We start from the raw sequence: 19,172 nt of genomic DNA, 5'->3' as shown, positions 1-19,172 counted from the left end.
GAAGGAGGTGTTGAATTCATCCCTTCCTTCTTCTCCTCTGGCGGCTTTCGCTATCTATGTTCCAAATACATCGACTTGCGCCTGGATGGGTGATATTCTGCCGACTTAGCCAGGAGACGGGAGCAGAAGGCCGCGGTTCAAGATCCCCTGTGGGTCCCAGCGCTCCTTGAGGTGGAGCATCAACTCCAGCGATGGCGACGCTGGGCCGAAGAAAGCAAAGGAAGGGGAAGGGCGAGGCTGATCCATGACCGTCACATAGCCCTCGTCCGTCGGCACTGCGGCCTGTAGCTGCTCCAGCAAGGTCGTGGTCCGGGTCGTCGTCCAGGGAGTCACGACATAGAGCAAGCCTGTTGCCACATCGGCCACCAGATCGCAGCCTTCCAGGAGCTGCTGCTGATCGATGAGCCAGCGTGGCAAGTCACGGGCGGCCAGACCGAGGCGCACCACCACAGGCGCGGCCTCGTGAGCAGTGGATCTCCCTCCTGCACTGAGACCGCTCTCCCCCTCGCCGCGTAGCAGCTCGCACCAGAGGTCATCGCCGCTCAGCTCCTCGCAGGTCACTGGCTCTGGAGCCTGTGCGCGCTGCAGCGCGGAGGTCACTTCCTCCAGCTCGCTCTCTACGTCGGTGGCCAGCCCCTCGGCAGTGTAGACGAGCAGGTAGGGGGCAGCGTGCAGCCGCGGGCTGTAGCGTCGAGCAAGCTGGCTGCCGCGGCAGAGCAGGAGGGCCGAAGCGACCAGGGTCAGTGGTAGCAGTTGCCGAGCCCACAGCAGGCCGTGGCGCAGATCCTCGACCGGCACCAGCAAGCTGCGGCGCCGACGGGGCTGAGGCCAGCATTTCAGCGTCACGCTTGTCAGCAGGCCCAGTGTTCCGTAGGAGCCGATGAACGCCTTGGTCAGATCGTAGCCGGCCACATTCTTGGTCAGTGGGCGCCCTGTGCGGATCAGACGCCCGTCGGCCAGTGCCACCGTTAGCGAGAGGACCTGCTCGCGCAAAGCGCCGTAGCGCAGGCGGCGCGGCCCATTGACATTTGCGGCCACCAGCCCACCCAGGGTCGCCTCCGGCCAGGGCGAGCTCAGCGCCACCTGCTGCCGACGCCGTCCCAGCCAGTCTTGAATCTCCGCCAGTGGCGTTCCAGCCCCGACCGTAATGAACAGATCATCTGGCGCATCTTCGCGAATGCCGCGCAGGCGCCTCGTACTCAGTAAGAGAGCGGCGCCTGCGGACGGAGGGGGAGGGGCCTGGGCCGACTCCTCTCCTCCCATGAGCAGTACTGGCCAGTTGCGGGCCGTGCAGCGAGCCAGCAGCTGGGCTGCCTCTTCGTCGCTCGCGGGAGCCAGCAGCTCGCCTGGCTGGAGCGGCACAGGGTCCGCCTCCGACGGCCCCGCTGTCGGTGCCGGACGCTCTACCCAGGGATGGGCCTCGTGCTGCGGGAAGATCTTGCCAGGATTCAATAGGTTCTGAGGGTCGAAGACCTGCTTTACGTCCCACATGGCACTCAGCTCGGCGGGCGAGTGCATGAGCGACATAAACTCACGTTTCTCGATTCCAACGCCATGCTCACCGGTCAGGCTGCCGTTGAAGGCGACGCAGGCGCGCACAATCTCGCGTCCCGCCTCACGCACGCGCTCCAGCAACGAGGCATCATCGGGATTGGGGATCAAGAGCATCGGGTGCAGATTGCCGTCGCCGGCGTGAAAGACGTGGCCGGTGCGCAGGCCATAGCGCTGGCAGATGGCGTTCACGCGCTGCAGCATCTCTGCCAGGCGGCTGCGCGGTACCGTGATGTCGACGGTATAGTAGGCCGGAGCCAGGCGAGTAGCCGCACCAGCGGCGCTCTTGCGCGCCAGCCAGATGCGGGCCCGCTCCTCCTCATCGCGTGCGAGGCGCAGATCGCGCCCACCATAGGCCAGCAGAAGGCGACTGATCTCCTCCATCTGTCCAGCCAGGCTCGCCGGATAGCCATCGACCTCGACGATCAGGGCGGCACCCGCTTCTAGCGGCAGGCCAGCGTGAGCAAACGGCTCAATCATCTGGATGATCTGCTGATCCATCATCTCCATCGTGGCTGGGATCAGGCCAGCGGCGATGATGGCCGAGACCGCCTGACCCGCCCGCTCCACCGAATCGAAGGTTGCCAGGAGCGTCTGAACACCGGGCGGACGGCGCACCAGGCGCACCCCAATGGTCGTGATCAAGGCCAGCGTGCCCTCGCTCCCGCACAGTAGGCCACAGAGATCGCTGAGCGGATAGTCACAGGCCGGACCACCGAGGAGCAGCCGGCGCCCGTCAGCAAGCACGACCTCCAGGCTTGTCAGGTAGTTGGTCATGACACCGTATTTGAAGCAGTGCGGCCCACCAGAGTTTTCGGCCACATTGCCGCCCAGGGTTGAGACGCGCTGACTGGAGGGATCGGGTGGAAAATAGAGATCGTAGGCTTTGACTTGCTCATCGAGGGCCAGATTGATCACCGCCGGCTGCACCAGGGCCCGGCGCCCGAGCGGGTCGACCTCCAGGATCGCTTGCATCTGCGAGAAGGCTACCTGGACTCCCCCGCGATCGGCCACGGCCCCGCCCGAGAGGCCCGTGCCGGCCCCGCGCGCTATCAGCGGCACGCCGTACTCGTTGGCCCAGTGGACCAGGCGCACAACCTCCTCAGTGCTGCGAGGGAAGACAACGGCGTCCGGTCGCCCGCGATCAAGGCCGCCGTCTCCTTCATAGGCAATGAGGGCCGTGGCGTCGGTGAAGACTTGATCTGGCGAGAGAAGGGTTCTGAGGGCAGCAAGCGCTCGCTCCTCTAGCATGGCTCTGGCATCCCCTTCCTGTTTCCTCTGCCTGCTTGATCAGTCCTGTATCCGTGCCGTCTCCTTCGGCTCGCTCTGGTCAGGCTGGTGAAAAGCCTGGCCAATAGGCATCTGCTGCAATAGCTCACATTGTAGCAGCTTGCAATGCCCTTCGCAAGCACGCCCGGAAGCATTGCCTCTCTGCTGACACGAACAATGCAAGAGAGACGCCGTTGCGTCGTGCCTCCTCATCCATCGAGGGGAGCCTCTCCTTCTCCTATCACAGCCTGGTAGCTGAGCCTCTGGAGACTGGATAAAAGCCAACGGAAGTGATACACTACATGCTAGTAGACGCTGAGGAGGAAGCTTTTTGTTAGCTGAGAAGATCCGCGCTGCATTTAACGAGGCACGTCAACGGAGGACGGCGCCTCTTCGTCTCGTAGAAGAGCGCTTGATCGAGCTTGCAACCGCGGGGGCTGACTTTACGGTCGACGATCTCTGGCAGTCGCTGCGCAGGAAGGAGCCGCGTCTAGGGCGGGCCACAGTCTATCGTTTGGTGGAGATTCTGGTCAATGCTGGCCTGCTGGATCGCATTGAATTTGCCGATGGGAGCCATCATTACCGGATCTGCGGCGAGCGTCACCACCATCATCTGACCTGTACCCAGTGCCATCGCGTAGTCGAGGTCGATATCTGTCTGCCAGCGGAACAATTCAAGGCGATTGGGCAGCAGACGGGCTTTGCTATCGAAGGCCACTCAATTACCCTCTTTGGGCGCTGTGCGCGCTGCACGGCCCATCACTAGCCTACGCTCTTCTCCCCTCCAGGCTCAGGCGAGAGCTGAGAAAAGGCGCGAGCGCCTCTCTTCCCGGCTCTGATCACGGGCGCAGGGCTTCTCGTTGACTTGTCTCCGCGCCGGCAATGGCCATTGACCTTTCGTCTCTCTCTCACCCCTCTTGGCTAAGGCAAAAGGGCTATCCATCACGGATGCGTCGCTTTTGTCATGCTACAATCAAGCAGAATAGTGAGAGTGACCACATAGGGGCAGGAGAGCTTTCTTTCTGCTCTTTGAGACAGGTGGTGAGCTATGAGTCCTCCAGGGCGCATTGGCACAGCAGCGCTAGTCGGTTTGAGCCTGATCGTGATGGCAGTGGTCTGGCTGCCGCCGTCTTTCTGGTCCTTCGCCATCTCGACCTCTGCTATGGAGCTGGCAGTGGCCCTGCTCGCTGGTCTCTTTGGCCTGGGAGCGGCCCTTGTTCCTGTTCCTGAGAGGGCTGTTCCGGCAACGAGTGTTCTGCCCTGGAGCGGGCGGGAACGTGCGGCCTGGCTGTGCGTTGGGAGTGGGCTACTGCTCCGGGCCGTTGGCGCCGGCTGGCAACTGATAGGTGAAGCGCCCTCTTCTGGTCCAGGCGCCCTGGTCAGGACCTTACCGCCCTCGGCGCTGCAGCTCATTCCACAGGTGAGCCTTCTCTCCTTTCCTCTGCTGCTCTGCTTCTCGCTCTTCCTGTGGCCGGCGGCCAGTGCCGGACGTGGGCGTCTACTCCTGGCCCTTGACGTTCTGCTTGCTCTCTTGGCGATGGCGGGGCTGGCCTGGAATCTGGGGGTCTTTGCTTCCCTCAGCTGGCCTCTCACTTTCAATCCTCTTCCCTGGGAGACACTGATTGACCCGCTGGTTGATCTCCTCCTGATGGGGGCTGCCGTCTTGCTTTTGCTCCGCCTGGCAGCGGCCAGCGACACAAGCTATCGCCAGCCTCCCCGCCGCGTCAGTCTGTTCTGTCTTGTTGCTGGCCTTCTCCTCTACGCCCTCGCCGATCTGCTCCTCCATCGCGCCGCGGGCGAGTCATGGCCTGGACCAGAGGCGTGGCGTCAGAAAGAGCTGGCGACGCTAGTAGCGGTGGGTCTGCTCCTCTGTGGTCTGGCCGCCTATCTCAGGCGCGTTGTCACCGGTCGCCCTAACGATGCCATCGAAAGTGCGCCTCTCCCCGGTGACGAGATCCTGCTGAGTCAGCTCAGCGCGCGCCCGGTCGGCAGGGGCAGCCGCAGCAGCACGCTTTGGCATCTTCCTCTCTATCTACCCTCTCTTTTGCTCATCTCCTGCTGTGCTGCTCTGATCTGGAAAGTATGGCAAAGCGGTCAGTCGCCTCTTTTCACGGAGCTGCTCATCCTCGGCCTGGCCGTCCTGGTGGCCTGCCTGCGCCTCCTGCTGACAGTAAGCGAGCAGGGTCGACTGCGTCGTCTCCTCTTGAGGAGCTATCAGGAGGAACTCCAGCAGCTGGAGGCGCAGCTGTACAGCGCCAGCCGACGCAGCAATGGGCTGGAAGCGCAGCTAGCCCGTCTCAGGGAGGTTCTGGCGCGTCTGGCTGCTGGCGATCTGGCCGCGCGTCTGGAGCCGACAGACGAGGAGCTGCGACCCCTGGCGCTCAGCCTGAACCAGCTTGCCGATCGCGAGATGCGCCTGGAGCTGTGGAATGAGCACAACCAGCTTGTACGCAGAGCGCTGGAAGATCTCTGCGCCGCCTTGGAGCGCTGCCCGGCTGGGGAGCCGCTCATCATCCCTGCTTCTTGCGAAGGGGTGCCACAGATTGAGCGGCTTCTGGCCATAACGGGCCTGCGTCAGTTTGCCGAGCAGCCGCGCCAATCAGCGGCGCCTGGGAGTGGCCAGACTGCTGCTCTCCCGCCGCTTGTTCCCCCGGACTTGCCCGTTGCCGGCAAGCCGCAGGGAGGTGTCTCCACGGAAAAGTTGCCTGCCGAGAGCTTACCTCTGCCCGTCGAGCCGCCCTGGCCGGAAGAAGGCCAGCTCTGGCTGTAGCAGCGAATCATACAATGTATATGGGAGCGTGCGCCATTTTACTGCGAGGGAGGACCTGGGAACGATGGGAGGTCACCAGGCCAGGCTCAAGCGGGACAAAGAGCTACTTGCGGCTACACCCTGGCCGACTGCTGCATGCCACCAGTGGGACGAGGAGCCGGAAGACAAAGAACGAGAGAGGGGGCTGTCTGGCCTCCTCGCAGCCCTGCGCGCTCGCCTGGAGCGGGGCATGCCAGGGACTGGTTCCCTGGAGCTGCTGCTTTTTGGCCTGCGCCACCTGTTTCTCCAGCTCGCCGCCCTCTATCAACGGCGCTTGCCTGCCCTTGGAGCGGCCACACGCCCGCTCATGGATGGGCTTGTCCCCCCCGACTACCTCCCGACGCGTCACGCCATCTGGCTGGCCTTGCGCGAAGTCAGCGGCAGTCTGCTGCAGTGCGATCTCTTCTGTCAGCTGCTCACAAGCGCCGGGGGCACCCTGCTGGACCTGCTCGATCGCGGCCCTGTCTCTGATCCCAACGCGCTGGCTTCTGCTCTAGCCCCTCTGCCGACTATTGCCTCAGTCCCTCCTGCTGGCTGCTGCCCGCTCTGGCTCAGGCAGCAGCTTGCAAGCTGGCAAGAGAGCTATCAACATCTGCCGCCTTTTGCCCTCCAATTTGGTCGTCCTGGCTCGCTACCTGCGGAGGTCGCCCTGGCAAGTTCGGCCCGGCTCGATCGGGCCTTTGCCTTGCTGCTTGAAGAGGCTGGGGCTATTTTTGGCGAGCTCCTGCCGGGACTGACGCAGCAGAAGGAGTGCAGAGCGCCAGAGCTGGCCCTCTTTCTGATAGACATTACTCAGCATGGAGAGCAGCTGCAGATGACATTCGCTGGCCTCTGGGAGCCGCTCAGCACCATCAGCGAAGCCTTTGGTGTCGAAGCGCTGCTCTCTACCCTCCAGGAGAAGGAGAAGGAGCGGAGAAAAAGCGTCCGTGGCTCCAGCGAAGCGGGCGTACCGTGAGGGCCGGGGAGAGGGGTGGCTGCCCTTCTGGTTAGCACCAACAAGGGGGCAGAATACTGATCTTAACCACAGGGGCGCAGTCTTAACAGGAACGCAACCGGATCGATGTCTCGTTTCTGCTGAATACAGAGTACAGTAATAGCCAGAGCATCCATAGCGCTCGATTGAGAGGAGCGCAAGCGAGAACCGGCCTGAGTTCCATTCAGGCAGGCCGGCCTTGCGACCCGACGGCAGTGCGACAGTAAGAGCCGAGAGGAGCCTGCTTTGCCAGTTGCCTGTAGGGCCTGGCGAGCAGAAGAGCTGAGAGAGATGAGCACCCGCGTGGTTTTACCGGTCTGGCAGGGAGCGGCAAGCAGTGGAGCCACCTATGTGCAGGTCGATAGCCTGCGTATTCTCGCTGCTGAGCTGAGGCAGCTGTTGAATGCTGGAGAGGGCCGACTAGGGGTTGTGGTGATCACCCTGACCTTTGGGGGCCAGCGCGCGCCCGCGGCCTCTCTGGGGGAGAGGCGTGCCCAGGCCACCTGTCGTCTGCTAGCGGCACTCCGCTCGCTGGTGCGTAGAACGGACCGTGTCTTTGTCCTCGGCAACCGAGGCTATGTTGTCCTGCCCGACTGCGATGAGCCTGGCCGGGTGGCGGTCGAAGAGCGCCTCTGGTGGGCGCTCTGCTCGCGAGTCCGCTCGCTCCAGACCTATGAACTGGCGGACCTCACGGCCCTGGCAGTGGGAGGGCGAACGCTGGAGCGCGCTGAAAGCCAGAACCTGCTGAGCGTGCTCCGTGAGGCGGCGCGCCCGCGGCGGGTGCTGACCGCTCCTCTTGACTCTGCCGAGCCTGTCGCCGACAATGAGATCGACAGGGAGGGGCTGTCTGCTCAGCCGCTGCCGTCAAAGCAAGATCAGCCTCTTGCCCCAGGCAGGCAATTCTCGCTCTCCTCAGCACCCACAGAGGAGCTATTAGCTGAGGCTCGTCGGTTGGGGATTCCCTATCTCGCGCCGCTGCCGAGACGTGTTCCTGCCAGCGTCCGACAGGCCATCAGTCCCCATCTCGCCCATGAACTCCACTGCTGTCCTATCGGGCGCGCCCGTAAGACGCTGACCGTGGCCCTGGCCGATGGCAGCAATCATCAGGCCGTCCTGGAGCGCCTGCAACGTGAAACGGGCCTGCAGATCTTCCCGGTCCTGACTCCTCCCCAGGAACTTCAACAGGCCCTGGAGCGCCTGAGCACGACCTCCTCCGCCCAGAAAAGGCGCTAGCGGCGGCGGGCAAACCTCCTGTGGCCGCCGGGCAAGGTCGCGCTTGCCTCGCGCGACAACGAGGAGGATCGACCGCCTGGTCGCGTTTGACGCCCTGTCCCGCCCTTGCTAAGATAGAGAAAACTGCTGCCTCTGCCACCCACGACCGGACGGATGGCTGGGGACTGGGGACTGGAAACTGGAAACTGGCCACCGCGGCGACCTTCTCTCACTGGCTGGTGCAGCAGTTGAGCTGTAGCCCTGCATGCGCGACGCGATTACAGAAGGAGGAAAAGCGCCAGCCTGGCTCTTAGTCCTCTGCCTGTCGTCTGATTGGCCAGGACAAGGGAGGGCGCGGCGCCTGTATCTGATTCAGCATGAAGATTCTTGTCACAGGAGGCGCAGGCTTCATCGGCTCCCATCTGGTCGACGCCTATCTGGCGGCTGGCCATGAGGTCTTTATCGTCGATAACCTCTGGAGCGAAGGGGGCGGTAAGCTAGCCAATATCCCCACCCAGGCCCACTTTTTCCGCGCCGATATTACCGATGCCGAATCCATGCGCGCTCTTTTCGCCAAGGTGCGGCCCGATGTTGTCAGCCATCACGCCGCCCAACACAGCGTTGCCGTCTCCGCGCGTGATCCGCTCCTCGATGCCCGCGTCAATGTTCTCGGCCTGCTCACCATCCTGCAGAACTGCACCCAGGCCGGCGTGCGCAAGATCATCTTCGCTTCCTCGGCGGCGACCTATGGCACGCCGTCGCAGCTGCCCGTCACCGAAGAGACGCCACAGCGGCCCGAGTCGCCCTACGGCATTACCAAGATGGTTGGTGAGCATTACCTGCGCTACTGGCATGAGGCCCACGGCCTGACCTACACCATCCTACGCTACGGCAACGTCTACGGGCCGCGCCAGGACCCCAATGGCGAGGCGGGAGTCATCGCCATTTTTGCCCGCCGTTTTCTCACTGGGGAAGGTGTGCGCATCGACTGGGATGGCGAGCAGGCCAAAGACTACGTCTTTGTCAGCGATGTCGCCCGGGCCAACCTGCTGGCGCTGGAGCGAGGCGACAACGACGTCTTCTGCATTGCCACCGGGCGACCTACCTCGGTCAATGAGATTTACCGTCAGCTTGTCAAACTGACCGGCTTTGAAGCCCCCATCCAGCGCGCTCCCAAGCGGCCAGGCGACATCAGGCTCGCCTACTTCGACTATAGCAGAGCAACGCAGCTACTCGGCTGGCAGCCGCAGGTCTCGCTAGAAGAGGGCATTCGCCGAACGGTCGAGTTTTTCCGCCAGAGCCAGGACCGGGCCTAGGAAGGGCCCCGACTCGGGCGGAAAGAGAGGCTGGCCTGGCTCACGCGCCAGGTTCAAAGGGGGCGGAGGTAAAGAGGCCGAGGCGATTGCCGGCGGGATCAAGGAAGGTGGCCCACCAACCGACGCCGCGAATTTCCGTCTTAGGGATCAAGCAGCGCCCGCCGCGGGCCTCGATTGCTGCCAGCGTGGTTTCAATATCCTCGCAGGCCAGGTAGATCAAAGGCTCACCCTCGCGCTGGCCCGGCTCATCGGGGCGGGGAAAGCCTCCGCGTATCCCGTTTTGTGCCTCGAAGTACAGGTAGTCGTGTGCACTATTAAGTCCAATGTGCCAGCCGAAAATGTCCTTATAAAAGGCTGCAATGGCGCGGCGGTCGTGTGCTGGCAACTCAAGGTGAACAATACTCTTTTGGGCCATGAGAGACTCCTTTCTGCTGCTCTGAGCAAGCAACTCTCTTACGTACTGGCCTTGCTTTGACTGGCTGGAAAGGTTCCTCTCCCGCCGTATCAGGTCAGGTCAGCCAGTACAGCGAGTAGTCTAGCGCTGGCCTGGTGACAACTGTCTGTCACCATTTTTCACCTTGAGCCGACTCTTCCTCCTGCCTTGCGATGATGTGATGGGCCATCGTCAGCAGGCAGTGGCGCAGTGCTTCCGGGGCCACAATGCGAGCTTCCGGGCCTAAGCTCAAAAGCTGGCGTGCTAACCAGGCGTAATCGTCTGGATTCCAATGCAGGCGCAGCCAGCCGCTGCCATCGGCCTCGCGCTGCAGGCGAGCGGCCAGCGGCGTGCAATGTTCAAGGCGCAGCACGCCGCGCGCGGTTAAACGAATGCAGGCCTCTGGAAAAGCCGGGTCTTCCCGCCAATCCTTGGGAGCTGGTCTTACCACGCAGGGCGGTTCGGTCAGCACCTCCAGGCTGAGAAGGCGGTCAACACGGTAGAGGCGTACACTGCCATGTTCCAGCGAGTAGGCATGGCAGTACCTGAGGCCAGCATTGGTAGACAGGCGCTGGGGCAACAAGGTCTGCACCGACAGGCGCCGCTCCGAGCGGTAGGTCACGCGAATCCAACGGCCTGCCGCCAGTGCCTGCAGCACATCGGCGAAGAACGGCACGGGAGACTCCTCGCCGCTGGAGCGTGCCGAAGAGAGAGGACTCAGCCCCTCTTGCAGTCGTTGCTCGTGCTCATCGGACTTGGGCAACAGCGCCATAAGCTTGGCCCACAACGAGGCGCGTGCCTCCTTGAAGGGAACTGAGCGCAACTGCAAGAGGCTGCTCAGTGCCAAACGCAGCAGCAGGGCCTCGTGCAGCGACAGCGGCAAGGGGGCCAGGGCATAATCCGCTGGCAGACTGTACCCGCCGCCTGGCCCCGGCTCGGCCACCACCGGCATACCCATCTCAGACAGCGCCTCGATGTCACGTAGGATCGTCCGGCGCGACACCTCGAAATGCCGCGCGAGAGAGGCGGCGGTCCATTTGCCGCGCTGCAAGAGCAACACGATGGCAGTCAAGCGATCCATACGATGCATCAGTCTACCCTCAGGCGAGTGTCAGCTGAGCCTCCTGTCCATCCTGGTCCTGGGTGATCGTACTTTCCCTCACTCCTTTTCTCTACAGGCTTCAGGATTCCGGCAGGATACGCTCGGCCAGCTCATAGAGAGCGTCGGCCAGCGACTCGATCAGCTCGCGCTTCGCCAGCTTCGCGTGCCACTCAGCAGGGATGGCCTCCTCACCGTAGAAGGCGCCCGCCAGCTGACCATAGACCGCCCCGCTCGAATCGGCATCGTCGCCCAGGTTCACCACCAACAGGCAGCCCTCGCGGAACGAGGTGCTGTGGTAAAAAGCCCACAGAGCCGCCTCCAGCGTCTTCACCACATAGCCAAGGCCGCGGATCTCCGGCGGCTGACGCACTTTAAACGAGCCAGCCGCCACCTCGGCGATCTCTGGCGTCAGCGGCTGCTCCTCCCAGGAACCGGGCACCGGCGTATAGAAAGGCGTCAGCAACTCCTCCTTACTGGCGCCGTCCAGCGCTCCCACGATCAACCCGGCCATATAGCGGCAGGCATCCACCGCTGTCGCCGTTGCGTGCGTCGTACGCGAGCTGAGGGCGGCCTTCTCCAACGCGACCCGCGGATGACGCGCATAACAGAGCGGCACAGGAGCCAGACGCATCAGGGAGCCATTGCCCGCATAATGCGGATCAGTGGAACCGGCCAGCGGGTCCCTCGTCTCGTCAAAGCGACGCAAAGCGCTGGCCACCGTGCCCCCGATATCAAAGCAGTAGCCCGTACTCGACAGATAGCCCTCATCGCGCCAGCGCACATAGCGCTCCATCTGATCGCGTACATCAAAACCCTGGCATTCCACTAGACTGGTCGCCAGGCAGAGTGCCATCGACGTATCATCGGTCCACTGGCCGGCCTGCAGCCTGAAAGGTCCTCCACCGACCATATCCGTCAAAGGCGCAAACGAGCCCGGAGATCGAAACTCCAGCGTTGTACCCACGGCGTCGCCGCAGGCCAGGCCCAGGAGGCAGCCACGATAGCGCGTCCTTCTCTCCATCTTTCTGCACCTCTCCAGGGTTCAGGTCATTGAACAAGCGATCTGGCGTCTTTTTTGCTGCTGTTAAGTGTTAGCAAGTTCTAACAAGGAGATTTACGCCGATAAAACGTCTGGCAGCCAGGAATTTGGTGCCTCGAATCTGCGGGAATAGACAGCCTGCCTGCACTGTTTAAAAACATGGGAAAACCCGTTTACCTCAGAAACCTCAGAGAAGGCTCCCTCCGATCGGCACGCCGTGCGGTGCGTGATCAGGGGGCCTCTGCCGCGGGCGGCGCTGTGCTGGATGAGGCGAGGCCAAGAGGAGCGAGTGGAGAGGGGAAAGAGGGGCGGAGGAGAGTGCGAGCGAGGGCCGGAAGCCGATGCGGCGGCTGACCAGCAACAGTGAGAGCGATCCGCAAGGCAGAGCTAGCTGCTTGCTCTCCTGCCCAGAGATAATAGTATAATATTGACAGCCTGCTAATTTGTGAGGAGGTGCATGCATCTGGCAGAGAGGGAATCGGAAGCAGTCCTACCTCCAGAGAAAGGAATCCTCGCACTCTTCTCCGCATCATCTTTTTTTCTGGCGGCAACAGCGTCGTCGACTGCCAGGGTCAGAGTTGCATTCAGCGAGCAGACGGATTGGATTAACTCCGGCGTAGCCTGGGTCGTTTGAAGGGTGGAAGTGGATATCTTTGCGTGTTTTGCGCAGCGCAGTAGTCACGCGGCGAATGCCACTATAGTAATCAGCTAGCTAATTTCGTAGGAGGAAGGGAACGATCATGCCAGGATCGAAGAAAGTACGTGTAGCCATTGTGGGCGTTGGCAACTGTGCCAGCTCGCTTGTGCAAGGGGTCTACTACTATCGCAACGCCAAGCCAGAGGACTTTGTTCCGGGGCTCATGCATGTCACTCTGGGGGGCTATCATATCAGCGACATCGAATTCTCGGCAGCTTTCGATATAGACCAGAACAAAGTTGGCAAGGATCTGGCAGAGGCCATCTACGCGGCCCCCAACAACACCTATCGTTTTGCCGACGTTCCGCCGCTGGGGGTCAAAGTCTATCGCGGTATGACCCATGACGGGCTAGGCAAATACCTCTCGCAAGTTGTCACCAAAGCGCCGGGCAAGACCGACGACGTTGTGCGCATCCTCAAAGACACCGGGACCGACGTTCTTGTCAACTACCTGCCAGTTGGCTCTGAAACGGCCACCAAGTGGTATGTCGAGCAGGTTTTACAAGCTGGTGTCGCCTTCGTCAACTGCATTCCGGTCTTCATCGCGCGAGAGCAGTACTGGCAAGAGCGCTTTAAAGAGGCTGGGCTGCCGATGATCGGTGACGACATCAAGAGCCAGGTTGGTGCCACGATTGTCCACCGTGTGCTGGCCAAGCTCTTCCGCGATCGCGGCGTACGACTAGAGCGCACCATGCAGCTCAACGTTGGTGGCAACACCGACTTCTACAACATGCTAGAGCGCGAGCGGCTGGAATCCAAAAAGATCAGCAAGACCAACGCGGTCACCAGCCAGCTTGACTATGAGCTGTCGCCGGAGAACGTCCACATTGGGCCGTCGGACTACGTGGCCTGGCTGCAAGATCGCAAGTGGGCCTACATCCGCCTGGAGGGGCGCACCTTTGGAGATGTGCCGCTCAACCTGGAGCTGAAGCTAGAGGTCTGGGACTCGCCCAACTCTGCCGGCGTCGTCATCGACGCCGTGCGCCTGGCCAGGCTGGCCCTGGACCGAGGCCTGAGCGGCACCCTGCTCGGACCGAGCGCTTACCTCATGAAGTCGCCTCCGGTGCAGTATCCTGATGACGTCGCGCGTGCCATGACCGAGGCCTTTATCCGTGGCGAGGGGCCGGAAGCCGCCTCTGCTCGGACGGAGGCCGTGGAGCCGAGCAACGGCTACAAGGTCGAGGCTCCCAGCGAGTAGCAGCGTCAGCAGGAGGAAATGGCTGACAGACAAGAGCGGAGGAGCAAAGCGGTGGTGCTGACGGTGGGCTGTCGAGTCTGACTGACGCCAGCACCACACTCGCTGCCGATTCCGAGGAGCAAGGCAGGTCCCCGGGCAGGCGCTGGCACTGCCTGGCGAAGACCTGGCCTTGCTTTCAACGAGAGATGCACTAGATGGATAGATGAACCGCTACGAGCGCTGTACGCTTGGAGCGTTCGTCACGGTCGAAGCATTCGCTGCTGGTTGCTGGTGCTGATCCTGCCCCGAGCGTAACAGCTCCTCGCGCACAATGGTCACTTCTGGCGGAGCGCTGATCCCGATTTTCACGCGCTCCCCCTCGACCGCGAGGACCGAGATGCTAATGACCCCACCGAGAATGATGCTTTCACCAACTTTGCGTCTCAAAACAAGCATGTAAGGCTCCCTTCCCCAGAAGCATTTCCGAGACGTCCCTGCGCTGCAGATGACACCTTACAGGCGTCTCTTCAAGCCGAACACAGACGAGATGCCGAGCAGCGAGTGGGCTTCCTGCTCACACTGGACGTTGCTGGTGACGGAAACGGGTAGGCTCGTTTCCTGTCACTGGCACGGAGCACAACGAAGCGCTGGTCTGTGAGTCGCTTGTGCAGACTCAATGTACGCTCTTTGTCAAAAGACGATTCAGCGCCAGGATTTTCCGCACAAGTAAGCGCGGTTCGATCTCACAGACCGGCGTGCGCACTCGCGCTGGCGATAAAACTACCCTCTCTGTAGATTGTACACCGTGCTTCAGCAACCACTGTTTCCCCGGGCGTTGCGAGCAGTTGGGGCCTATCCCTGTTGACGGGCCGCAGCGCCTTTGCCACCGTCTCAGCGCTGAGCGGCCCTGCTGCTGTGGCCAAAGCTGCCGTCGTTGTTGAGAGTGATGTGGAGCCCTGATCTGCACCTGGGTACCCTCCCCTGAAAGGTGTGACACCGGGGTTGGCTTTCCTTCCTGCCAGGGAAGCCTGCTCCCCTCTCGTAGTCAACAGGTCGCTCAAGATCAACAGGGAAACCAGGGATCGTAGTAATACTCTGTTTATGATACTATACGATCCAGGCTATGGTACAGTGGGGACTTGCTGATGGGCGAGCGAATCGATTTGCCGGGCGTGTTCGTGTGCTGATGTAGAACGAGTACTTGTGCGCCTTCCACGTCTGTGCTGTTGTTCATGGAGTCCAAGGCTGATGCGTAGATGGAGCAGGGTCTGGGCGTGGAGCTGGCTCACGCGCGACTGCGAGATGCCGAGTGTCCTGCCGATTTCGCTCATGCTGAGGCCCTCGACGTAGTAGAGAGCGAGCAAGAGGCGCTCACGGCGAGGGAGGTGCTCGATAGCCTGGCTGAGGGCTTGTAGCAGCTCGCGGCGCTCGACGGTGCTGGCTGGTTCGGGGGTGGCCTGGTCCTCCAGGGCTTCGCCGAGTGAGTAATGGTCGCCATCGCTCTCGGGCGTATGGAGGGGGCTATCCAGCGAGAGAATGACTGTGCCCACTTCTTGAAGCATGCGGCGGTAGCGTCGCAGGGAGACGCCGAGGGCTGCGGCCATCTCCTCGTCGCGGGCCGGCCTTCCCAGCCGACGCTCTAGCTCGGCCATCGTCTGCTCGACCTGTTTGATGCGCTGCATGGCCGAGCGCGAAAACCAATTGAGGGCGCGCAGCTGGTCGATAACCGCTCCCCGGATGCGGGCACTGGCAAAGGCTTCGAAGCTGATCCCGCGCGTAGGATCGTAGCGATCGATGGCGTTGATGAGACCAAGCATGCCATAGCCGATCAGATCGTCGGCTTCTAACAGGCTGCGCGCCGGAATGCCCAACCGATCGACGGTGACTTTCACCAGCGGTACGTAGGCTTCGATCAACAGGCGGCGCTGTGCCTGACTGTGGGTGCGTATGAACTCGGCCCAGATCTCTTCCAGGTGCGCGGAACTGGTCATCGATAGACATCTCCTTGCCTGACTGAGGTCTTGCCCTGCTGACTTGCTCTCCTCTCCTCCTGCTTGTGGCCCTCGTGGCTCTGTGAGCGGCTAGGCTGCCTGCCCTCCTCTCTATCCAGCCTTCCGCTCTCTTGCTTGCGCTGCCTTCCTGACTGTTGCTGACTCTCCCTGACAGGGGGGGCCTGGATCTTCGGCTGTTGATGGCTGGCTTGATTGACTTGACTGGCAGACTGACTGGCTGTCGGCTTGTCGGCTGGGAGGATGCGAGTATCTGGGCTGGCAGATGCCTGGGGCGCTTCGTGGCGCTGCTCCTCTTGCGGCCCCTGACTGGCTGACGTTGCCGGCTGGGCCTGCTGAGTTTCCCTGCTCCCTCGTCTAGCTAGAGTGTACGAGAGTCCTTGCTGTTGAGCTACTGACAGAGGTCGCTTCCTTGCTACGCCAAAGGTCCTGAAATTCTCTCGCCGGCAAAAAGGGGGGGCCGGGAGACTAATCGCTGTCAACTTTTTGCCGATATGGATGTTCTATAGAGCAAGGGAAAGGATAAGGGTGATCTGGAACCGAGCAAGAGCGAAGAAGCGCCCGGCTCTAAATGAGCAGCCGGACGCGACTGGTTTTGGGCTGGGCTGACGCGCGTTGCCGGAGATCAGACCAGGGGGTGGGGTGGACCAGAACCAAACCGAGCCAGACAAGCTGAGCTGATAGCAGCTTTTCTCATCTTGAGAGGAGACAGCGCACTATGGATAGACGAGAATATCAGTTTGAGTATCAGCATGAGCAAGAGCCTGCCTGCGACGAGGAGCGCTCTCCGCTGGAGCAGTGGCCCCTGCCTCTGGAGGCCGGAGAGGCGGAGACGGAGGCTCTCGATCACTTACGCGAAGCCGGTTTCCTCCCCGAGGAGATTCAGCGCTTGCTGCTGCTGCGTCGCCGCGTACAGAGCAGCGGGGAAATCCCTCCCTATCTCAGCGGCGACCCGCATCTGCAGTTCGCTCGCTGGCTTTATGAGCATGGGGCGATCGGCGAATTTTCTGAATCGCCAGAGGAAGCCTCTTGACCCACAGGAGGACGGCACTCAACGGTCGCTGCTTGATCTCTCCCTCCTTCCCTCCCTAGCCTCTACTGGGGCAAGACTGGACAGGATAAGGGGAGGTTCTCCGGCGGAAGATTCTCCTGCTGGAAGCTTCCCCCAGGTTTTCGCTGGCAACCTGACTGAGGAGGCTGCTGACGGAGAATGGCGCCAATGCCCCCACTGCTGGCAAGATTTGCTCAAGTTGTTTTCCTCCCCCTTGTCAGCTCCCCGGGGAATGTGATATACTATGCGCCGGAGAGATGTCAGAGTGGTTGATTGAGCCGCTCTCGAAAAGCGGTAGGGTCCGAAAGACCCTCGTGGGTTCGAATCCCACTCTCTCCGCCAAAAGCAGTGACTCGCTGGCGCTCACTTCGGCGAAGCGGGTCATTCCCATGTTAGTCTCCCTGTTGACGCCGCCAGGGGCAAGGGGAGCTACGTCAGCAGGTGGGTGACATGGTTGTTGATGCTACACGGAGGAGTCTCATAGTGGCCTAGTGAGCACGACTGGAAATCGTGTGGGGTTAACAGCCCCCGTGGGTTCGAATCCCACCTCCTCCGCCAGTGTAACCCAGTGAGCAGAAAAATCCTCGCTGGGAGTAAAAGAGAAAGCCCACCGTTGCGGGATGAGTGGCAGCACCATTCATCCCGCGTTTTCTTTGGAAGTCATCTGAACTCTGCTATGGTCATTGCGCGGCGTCTCTGCTAGCCTGCCCTGCTTCCTCTCTCCTGCTCGCTTGCTGGCCTGCGCCTCGCTCGCGCGCGAGAGGCGCGCGCCTTTGGCTCGTGGCGAGTGTGGAGCGGGTTGAGGGAGCAGTGGGCAGGAAGGGAGCTTCTATCGGATCAGGCTCTGATGATGGAGTTGGTGAGGCTGAAGGTGTAGCGGTGGGAGCCGGAGGTGAGGGGGAGGGCGAAGGCGCGGGCGTAGAGGTAGGTATTGGGGTCGGTGAGGGGGAGGGCGAAGGTGTTGGCGAGGGTGTTGGTGCTGGTGTTGGTGTAGGCGTAGGAGAGGGCGAGGGGGTTGGTGTTGGTGCTGGTGTAGGCGCAGGAGAGGGCGAGGGTATTGGAGAAGGCTGTGGTTGGGGCAGGGGCGACGGAGATGGCCGAGGCGTAGGATGTGGTTGGGGGCGTGCTGTCGGTGTGACCACAGGCAGGGCCGTTGGTCCCGGCTGTGGCATGGTCAAGGGACTGCTGCAGGGGGGAAAAGGCGGAAAATTCAGGTTGCTTTCGGGCTGAGAAGAGCCGACCTGGACTGGCGGCGTCATGCTGGGTGGGAGGGGCACCGTCATGGTGCTTTCGCCAATATGCCCCTGCGTCTGAGCTGCCAGTGCTCCCTCTGATGAAGATTGGGAGGACAGAGGCCGACTTTGCTGATTACCCAGCCAGATCGGCAGGCCAAAGCTCAGCAGGACTGCTAGCGTTAACAGCGTGAGCAGCAAGAAGCGCAAAGCACAGCCGCGGTTCCACAGGGCCATCACCGTATCCAGCATGCTGATGCTCGCTCCTCTCCTCGCCTCTTCTCTTCCTCTACCTGCCCATCCCTCTAGCGTGTCACCGGCTCGCTGCCGGCATGGCGCTCAGGCTGGCGAGCTTCCTGATTGGGGCTGGTCGCTTCCTCGTCCTGCTCCTCTAACTCAACGCTCATCAACGTCGAGAGCTGGCGCTCCTGCTGAAAGCGCCACAGTAGCTTCTCCAGGCACAGCACACATTCCAGGGGACGGCGCATCGTAAACAGCTCGCGGCGCCGCCAGTGATCGGCCAGGAAGGCTACCCCGTTCCGCTGACGGCTCACCTGCAGCAAGTGGTCATAGCCAAGCAGAATCTGACAGCGGCGCCCCAGATAGAGCAGGCGGCGATCGGTGAGAATCAGCAGGCCGTGGTCGCGCACCGCCTCTTCTGGGGGAGCAAAGGGACGGAGCTGCTCATTACAGAGTGTGGCCTGGCAGCAATAGTAAGCACGCTCTCCGTAGGCCAGACGAACGGGAACCTGGACGGGCGGTAGCGGGTCCTTGAGTGGGGAGCGCCGTCCGGACTCCCGGGAGAGCGTGGCTTCCTGGCGCCGCTCGCGCTCCTCCTGGAGGCGGGCCCGGCGGCGCTGCAGTAGCTCGCGGCGAGCCGCCTGCCAGCCTGTTGGGGCCAGTGCCCGCATGAGGGCAGTCGGCGTTTCTCTAGCGACCAGTGGAACAGTCGTCTCTGTCGCCGCCGGATCGACGCCCGCGCTCGCACTCTCAGTCGGCGGACCTGACTCATGGCCAGGGGCCACCAGCAAGCGCGCCTGCGGGCAGGTGTGCAGCAGATAATCCACCATCTTGCGTGCATCCTCCACCGCCGCAATCCCGCGTAGAATGACGCGCTGCTGACCAAAGGTCAACTCCAGGCGGGCTGAGGGCAGACCCAGCAGAGTGCGATAGACCGGGCGAATCTGGGTCAGATGGCGCAGCTCGTAGACCACACCATGCACCCGCAGATGATCGGGGTAGAGCTGAAAGAGCCGACCCCAGCCACATGTTCCTTCCACGATTGGCACAGGCGCTGCCTGT

The 19,172-nt window shown here is 62.0% G+C and carries 14 protein-coding genes and 2 tRNA genes; 9 read left to right on the top strand and 7 right to left on the bottom strand.

Features of this window, described 5'->3' with window-relative positions; genetic code table 11:
* Positions 1-105: 105 nt before the first annotated feature.
* Positions 106-2,802 (bottom strand): FAD-binding oxidoreductase, encoded by a 2,697-nt coding sequence (locus N688_RS15410; protein ID WP_052890109.1) that lies wholly within the window; start codon positions 2,800-2,802, stop codon positions 106-108.
* Between the two features lie 349 nt (positions 2,803-3,151).
* Between N688_RS15410 and N688_RS15400 the strand changes: the two genes are divergently transcribed.
* The 5 genes from N688_RS15400 to N688_RS15380 all read left to right on the top strand — a co-directional run bounded on the left by N688_RS15400 (position 3,152) and on the right by N688_RS15380 (position 9,130).
* Positions 3,152-3,586, top strand: coding sequence for a Fur family transcriptional regulator (locus N688_RS15400; protein ID WP_052890107.1), 435 nt, complete (start codon positions 3,152-3,154; stop codon positions 3,584-3,586).
* 282 nt (positions 3,587-3,868) lie between these two features.
* Complete coding sequence (locus tag N688_RS15395; protein ID WP_052890106.1) at positions 3,869-5,590, top strand: hypothetical protein; 1,722 nt, start codon at positions 3,869-3,871, stop codon at positions 5,588-5,590.
* A gap of 64 nt (positions 5,591-5,654) precedes the next feature.
* Entirely contained in the window at positions 5,655-6,584 is a 930-nt protein-coding gene (locus N688_RS15390) for a hypothetical protein (RefSeq protein WP_052890105.1), read from the top strand.
* 309 nt (positions 6,585-6,893) lie between these two features.
* Complete coding sequence (locus N688_RS15385) at positions 6,894-7,835, top strand: GspE/PulE/PilB domain-containing protein (RefSeq protein WP_052890104.1); 942 nt, start codon at positions 6,894-6,896, stop codon at positions 7,833-7,835.
* 356 nt (positions 7,836-8,191) lie between these two features.
* A complete protein-coding gene (locus tag N688_RS15380) occupies positions 8,192-9,130 on the top strand; it encodes an SDR family NAD(P)-dependent oxidoreductase (protein WP_052890103.1) in 939 nt (312 codons plus the stop codon).
* Between the two features lie 40 nt (positions 9,131-9,170).
* Here the strand turns inward: N688_RS15380 and N688_RS15375 are convergent, their stop codons facing one another.
* The 3 genes from N688_RS15375 to N688_RS15365 form a co-directional block, all read right to left on the bottom strand.
* Entirely contained in the window at positions 9,171-9,545 is a 375-nt protein-coding gene (locus N688_RS15375) for a VOC family protein (RefSeq protein WP_052890102.1), read from the bottom strand.
* Between the two features lie 148 nt (positions 9,546-9,693).
* Positions 9,694-10,653, bottom strand: coding sequence for a helix-turn-helix transcriptional regulator (locus tag N688_RS15370; protein WP_052890101.1), 960 nt, complete (start codon positions 10,651-10,653; stop codon positions 9,694-9,696).
* Positions 10,654-10,744: 91 nt separating this feature from the next.
* Complete coding sequence (locus N688_RS15365) at positions 10,745-11,686, bottom strand: ADP-ribosylglycohydrolase family protein (RefSeq protein ID WP_052890100.1); 942 nt, start codon at positions 11,684-11,686, stop codon at positions 10,745-10,747.
* Positions 11,687-12,444: 758 nt separating this feature from the next.
* On the opposite strand from N688_RS15365, the gene N688_RS15360 reads away from it, so the two are divergent.
* Positions 12,445-13,599 (top strand): inositol-3-phosphate synthase, encoded by a 1,155-nt coding sequence (locus N688_RS15360; RefSeq protein ID WP_052890099.1) that lies wholly within the window; start codon positions 12,445-12,447, stop codon positions 13,597-13,599.
* A 210-nt stretch (positions 13,600-13,809) separates the two neighbouring features.
* On the opposite strand, the gene N688_RS15355 is transcribed toward N688_RS15360, so the two are convergent.
* Both N688_RS15355 and N688_RS15350 read right to left on the bottom strand, forming a co-directional pair.
* On the bottom strand, positions 13,810-14,034 hold the full coding sequence (locus tag N688_RS15355) for a carbon storage regulator (RefSeq protein ID WP_052890098.1): 225 nt from the start codon (positions 14,032-14,034) through the stop codon (positions 13,810-13,812).
* A gap of 665 nt (positions 14,035-14,699) precedes the next feature.
* Positions 14,700-15,569 (bottom strand): FliA/WhiG family RNA polymerase sigma factor, encoded by an 870-nt coding sequence (locus tag N688_RS15350; RefSeq protein ID WP_052890097.1) that lies wholly within the window; start codon positions 15,567-15,569, stop codon positions 14,700-14,702.
* Between the two features lie 736 nt (positions 15,570-16,305).
* Here N688_RS15350 and N688_RS15345 point away from each other — a divergent pair.
* From N688_RS15345 to N688_RS15335, 3 genes are all read left to right on the top strand, one after another.
* Complete coding sequence (locus N688_RS15345; protein WP_052890096.1) at positions 16,306-16,620, top strand: hypothetical protein; 315 nt, start codon at positions 16,306-16,308, stop codon at positions 16,618-16,620.
* 269 nt (positions 16,621-16,889) lie between these two features.
* Positions 16,890-16,980, top strand: a tRNA-Ser gene (locus N688_RS15340).
* A gap of 127 nt (positions 16,981-17,107) precedes the next feature.
* Positions 17,108-17,196, top strand: a tRNA-Ser gene (locus N688_RS15335).
* A gap of 979 nt (positions 17,197-18,175) precedes the next feature.
* On the opposite strand, the gene N688_RS15330 is transcribed toward N688_RS15335, so the two are convergent.
* Positions 18,176-19,159 carry a hypothetical protein gene (locus N688_RS15330; RefSeq protein WP_052890095.1) on the bottom strand — a complete coding sequence of 328 codons (984 nt, stop codon included), beginning with the start codon at positions 19,157-19,159 and terminating at the stop codon, positions 18,176-18,178.
* Between the last annotated feature and the right edge of the window lie 13 nt (positions 19,160-19,172).

Source organism: Thermogemmatispora carboxidivorans (assembly GCF_000702505.1).
Lineage (GTDB): Bacteria > Chloroflexota > Ktedonobacteria > Ktedonobacterales > Ktedonobacteraceae > Thermogemmatispora > Thermogemmatispora carboxidivorans.
The sequence above is the reverse complement of the archived record's forward strand: the minus strand, read 5'-3'. Positions and strand labels throughout refer to the sequence as shown.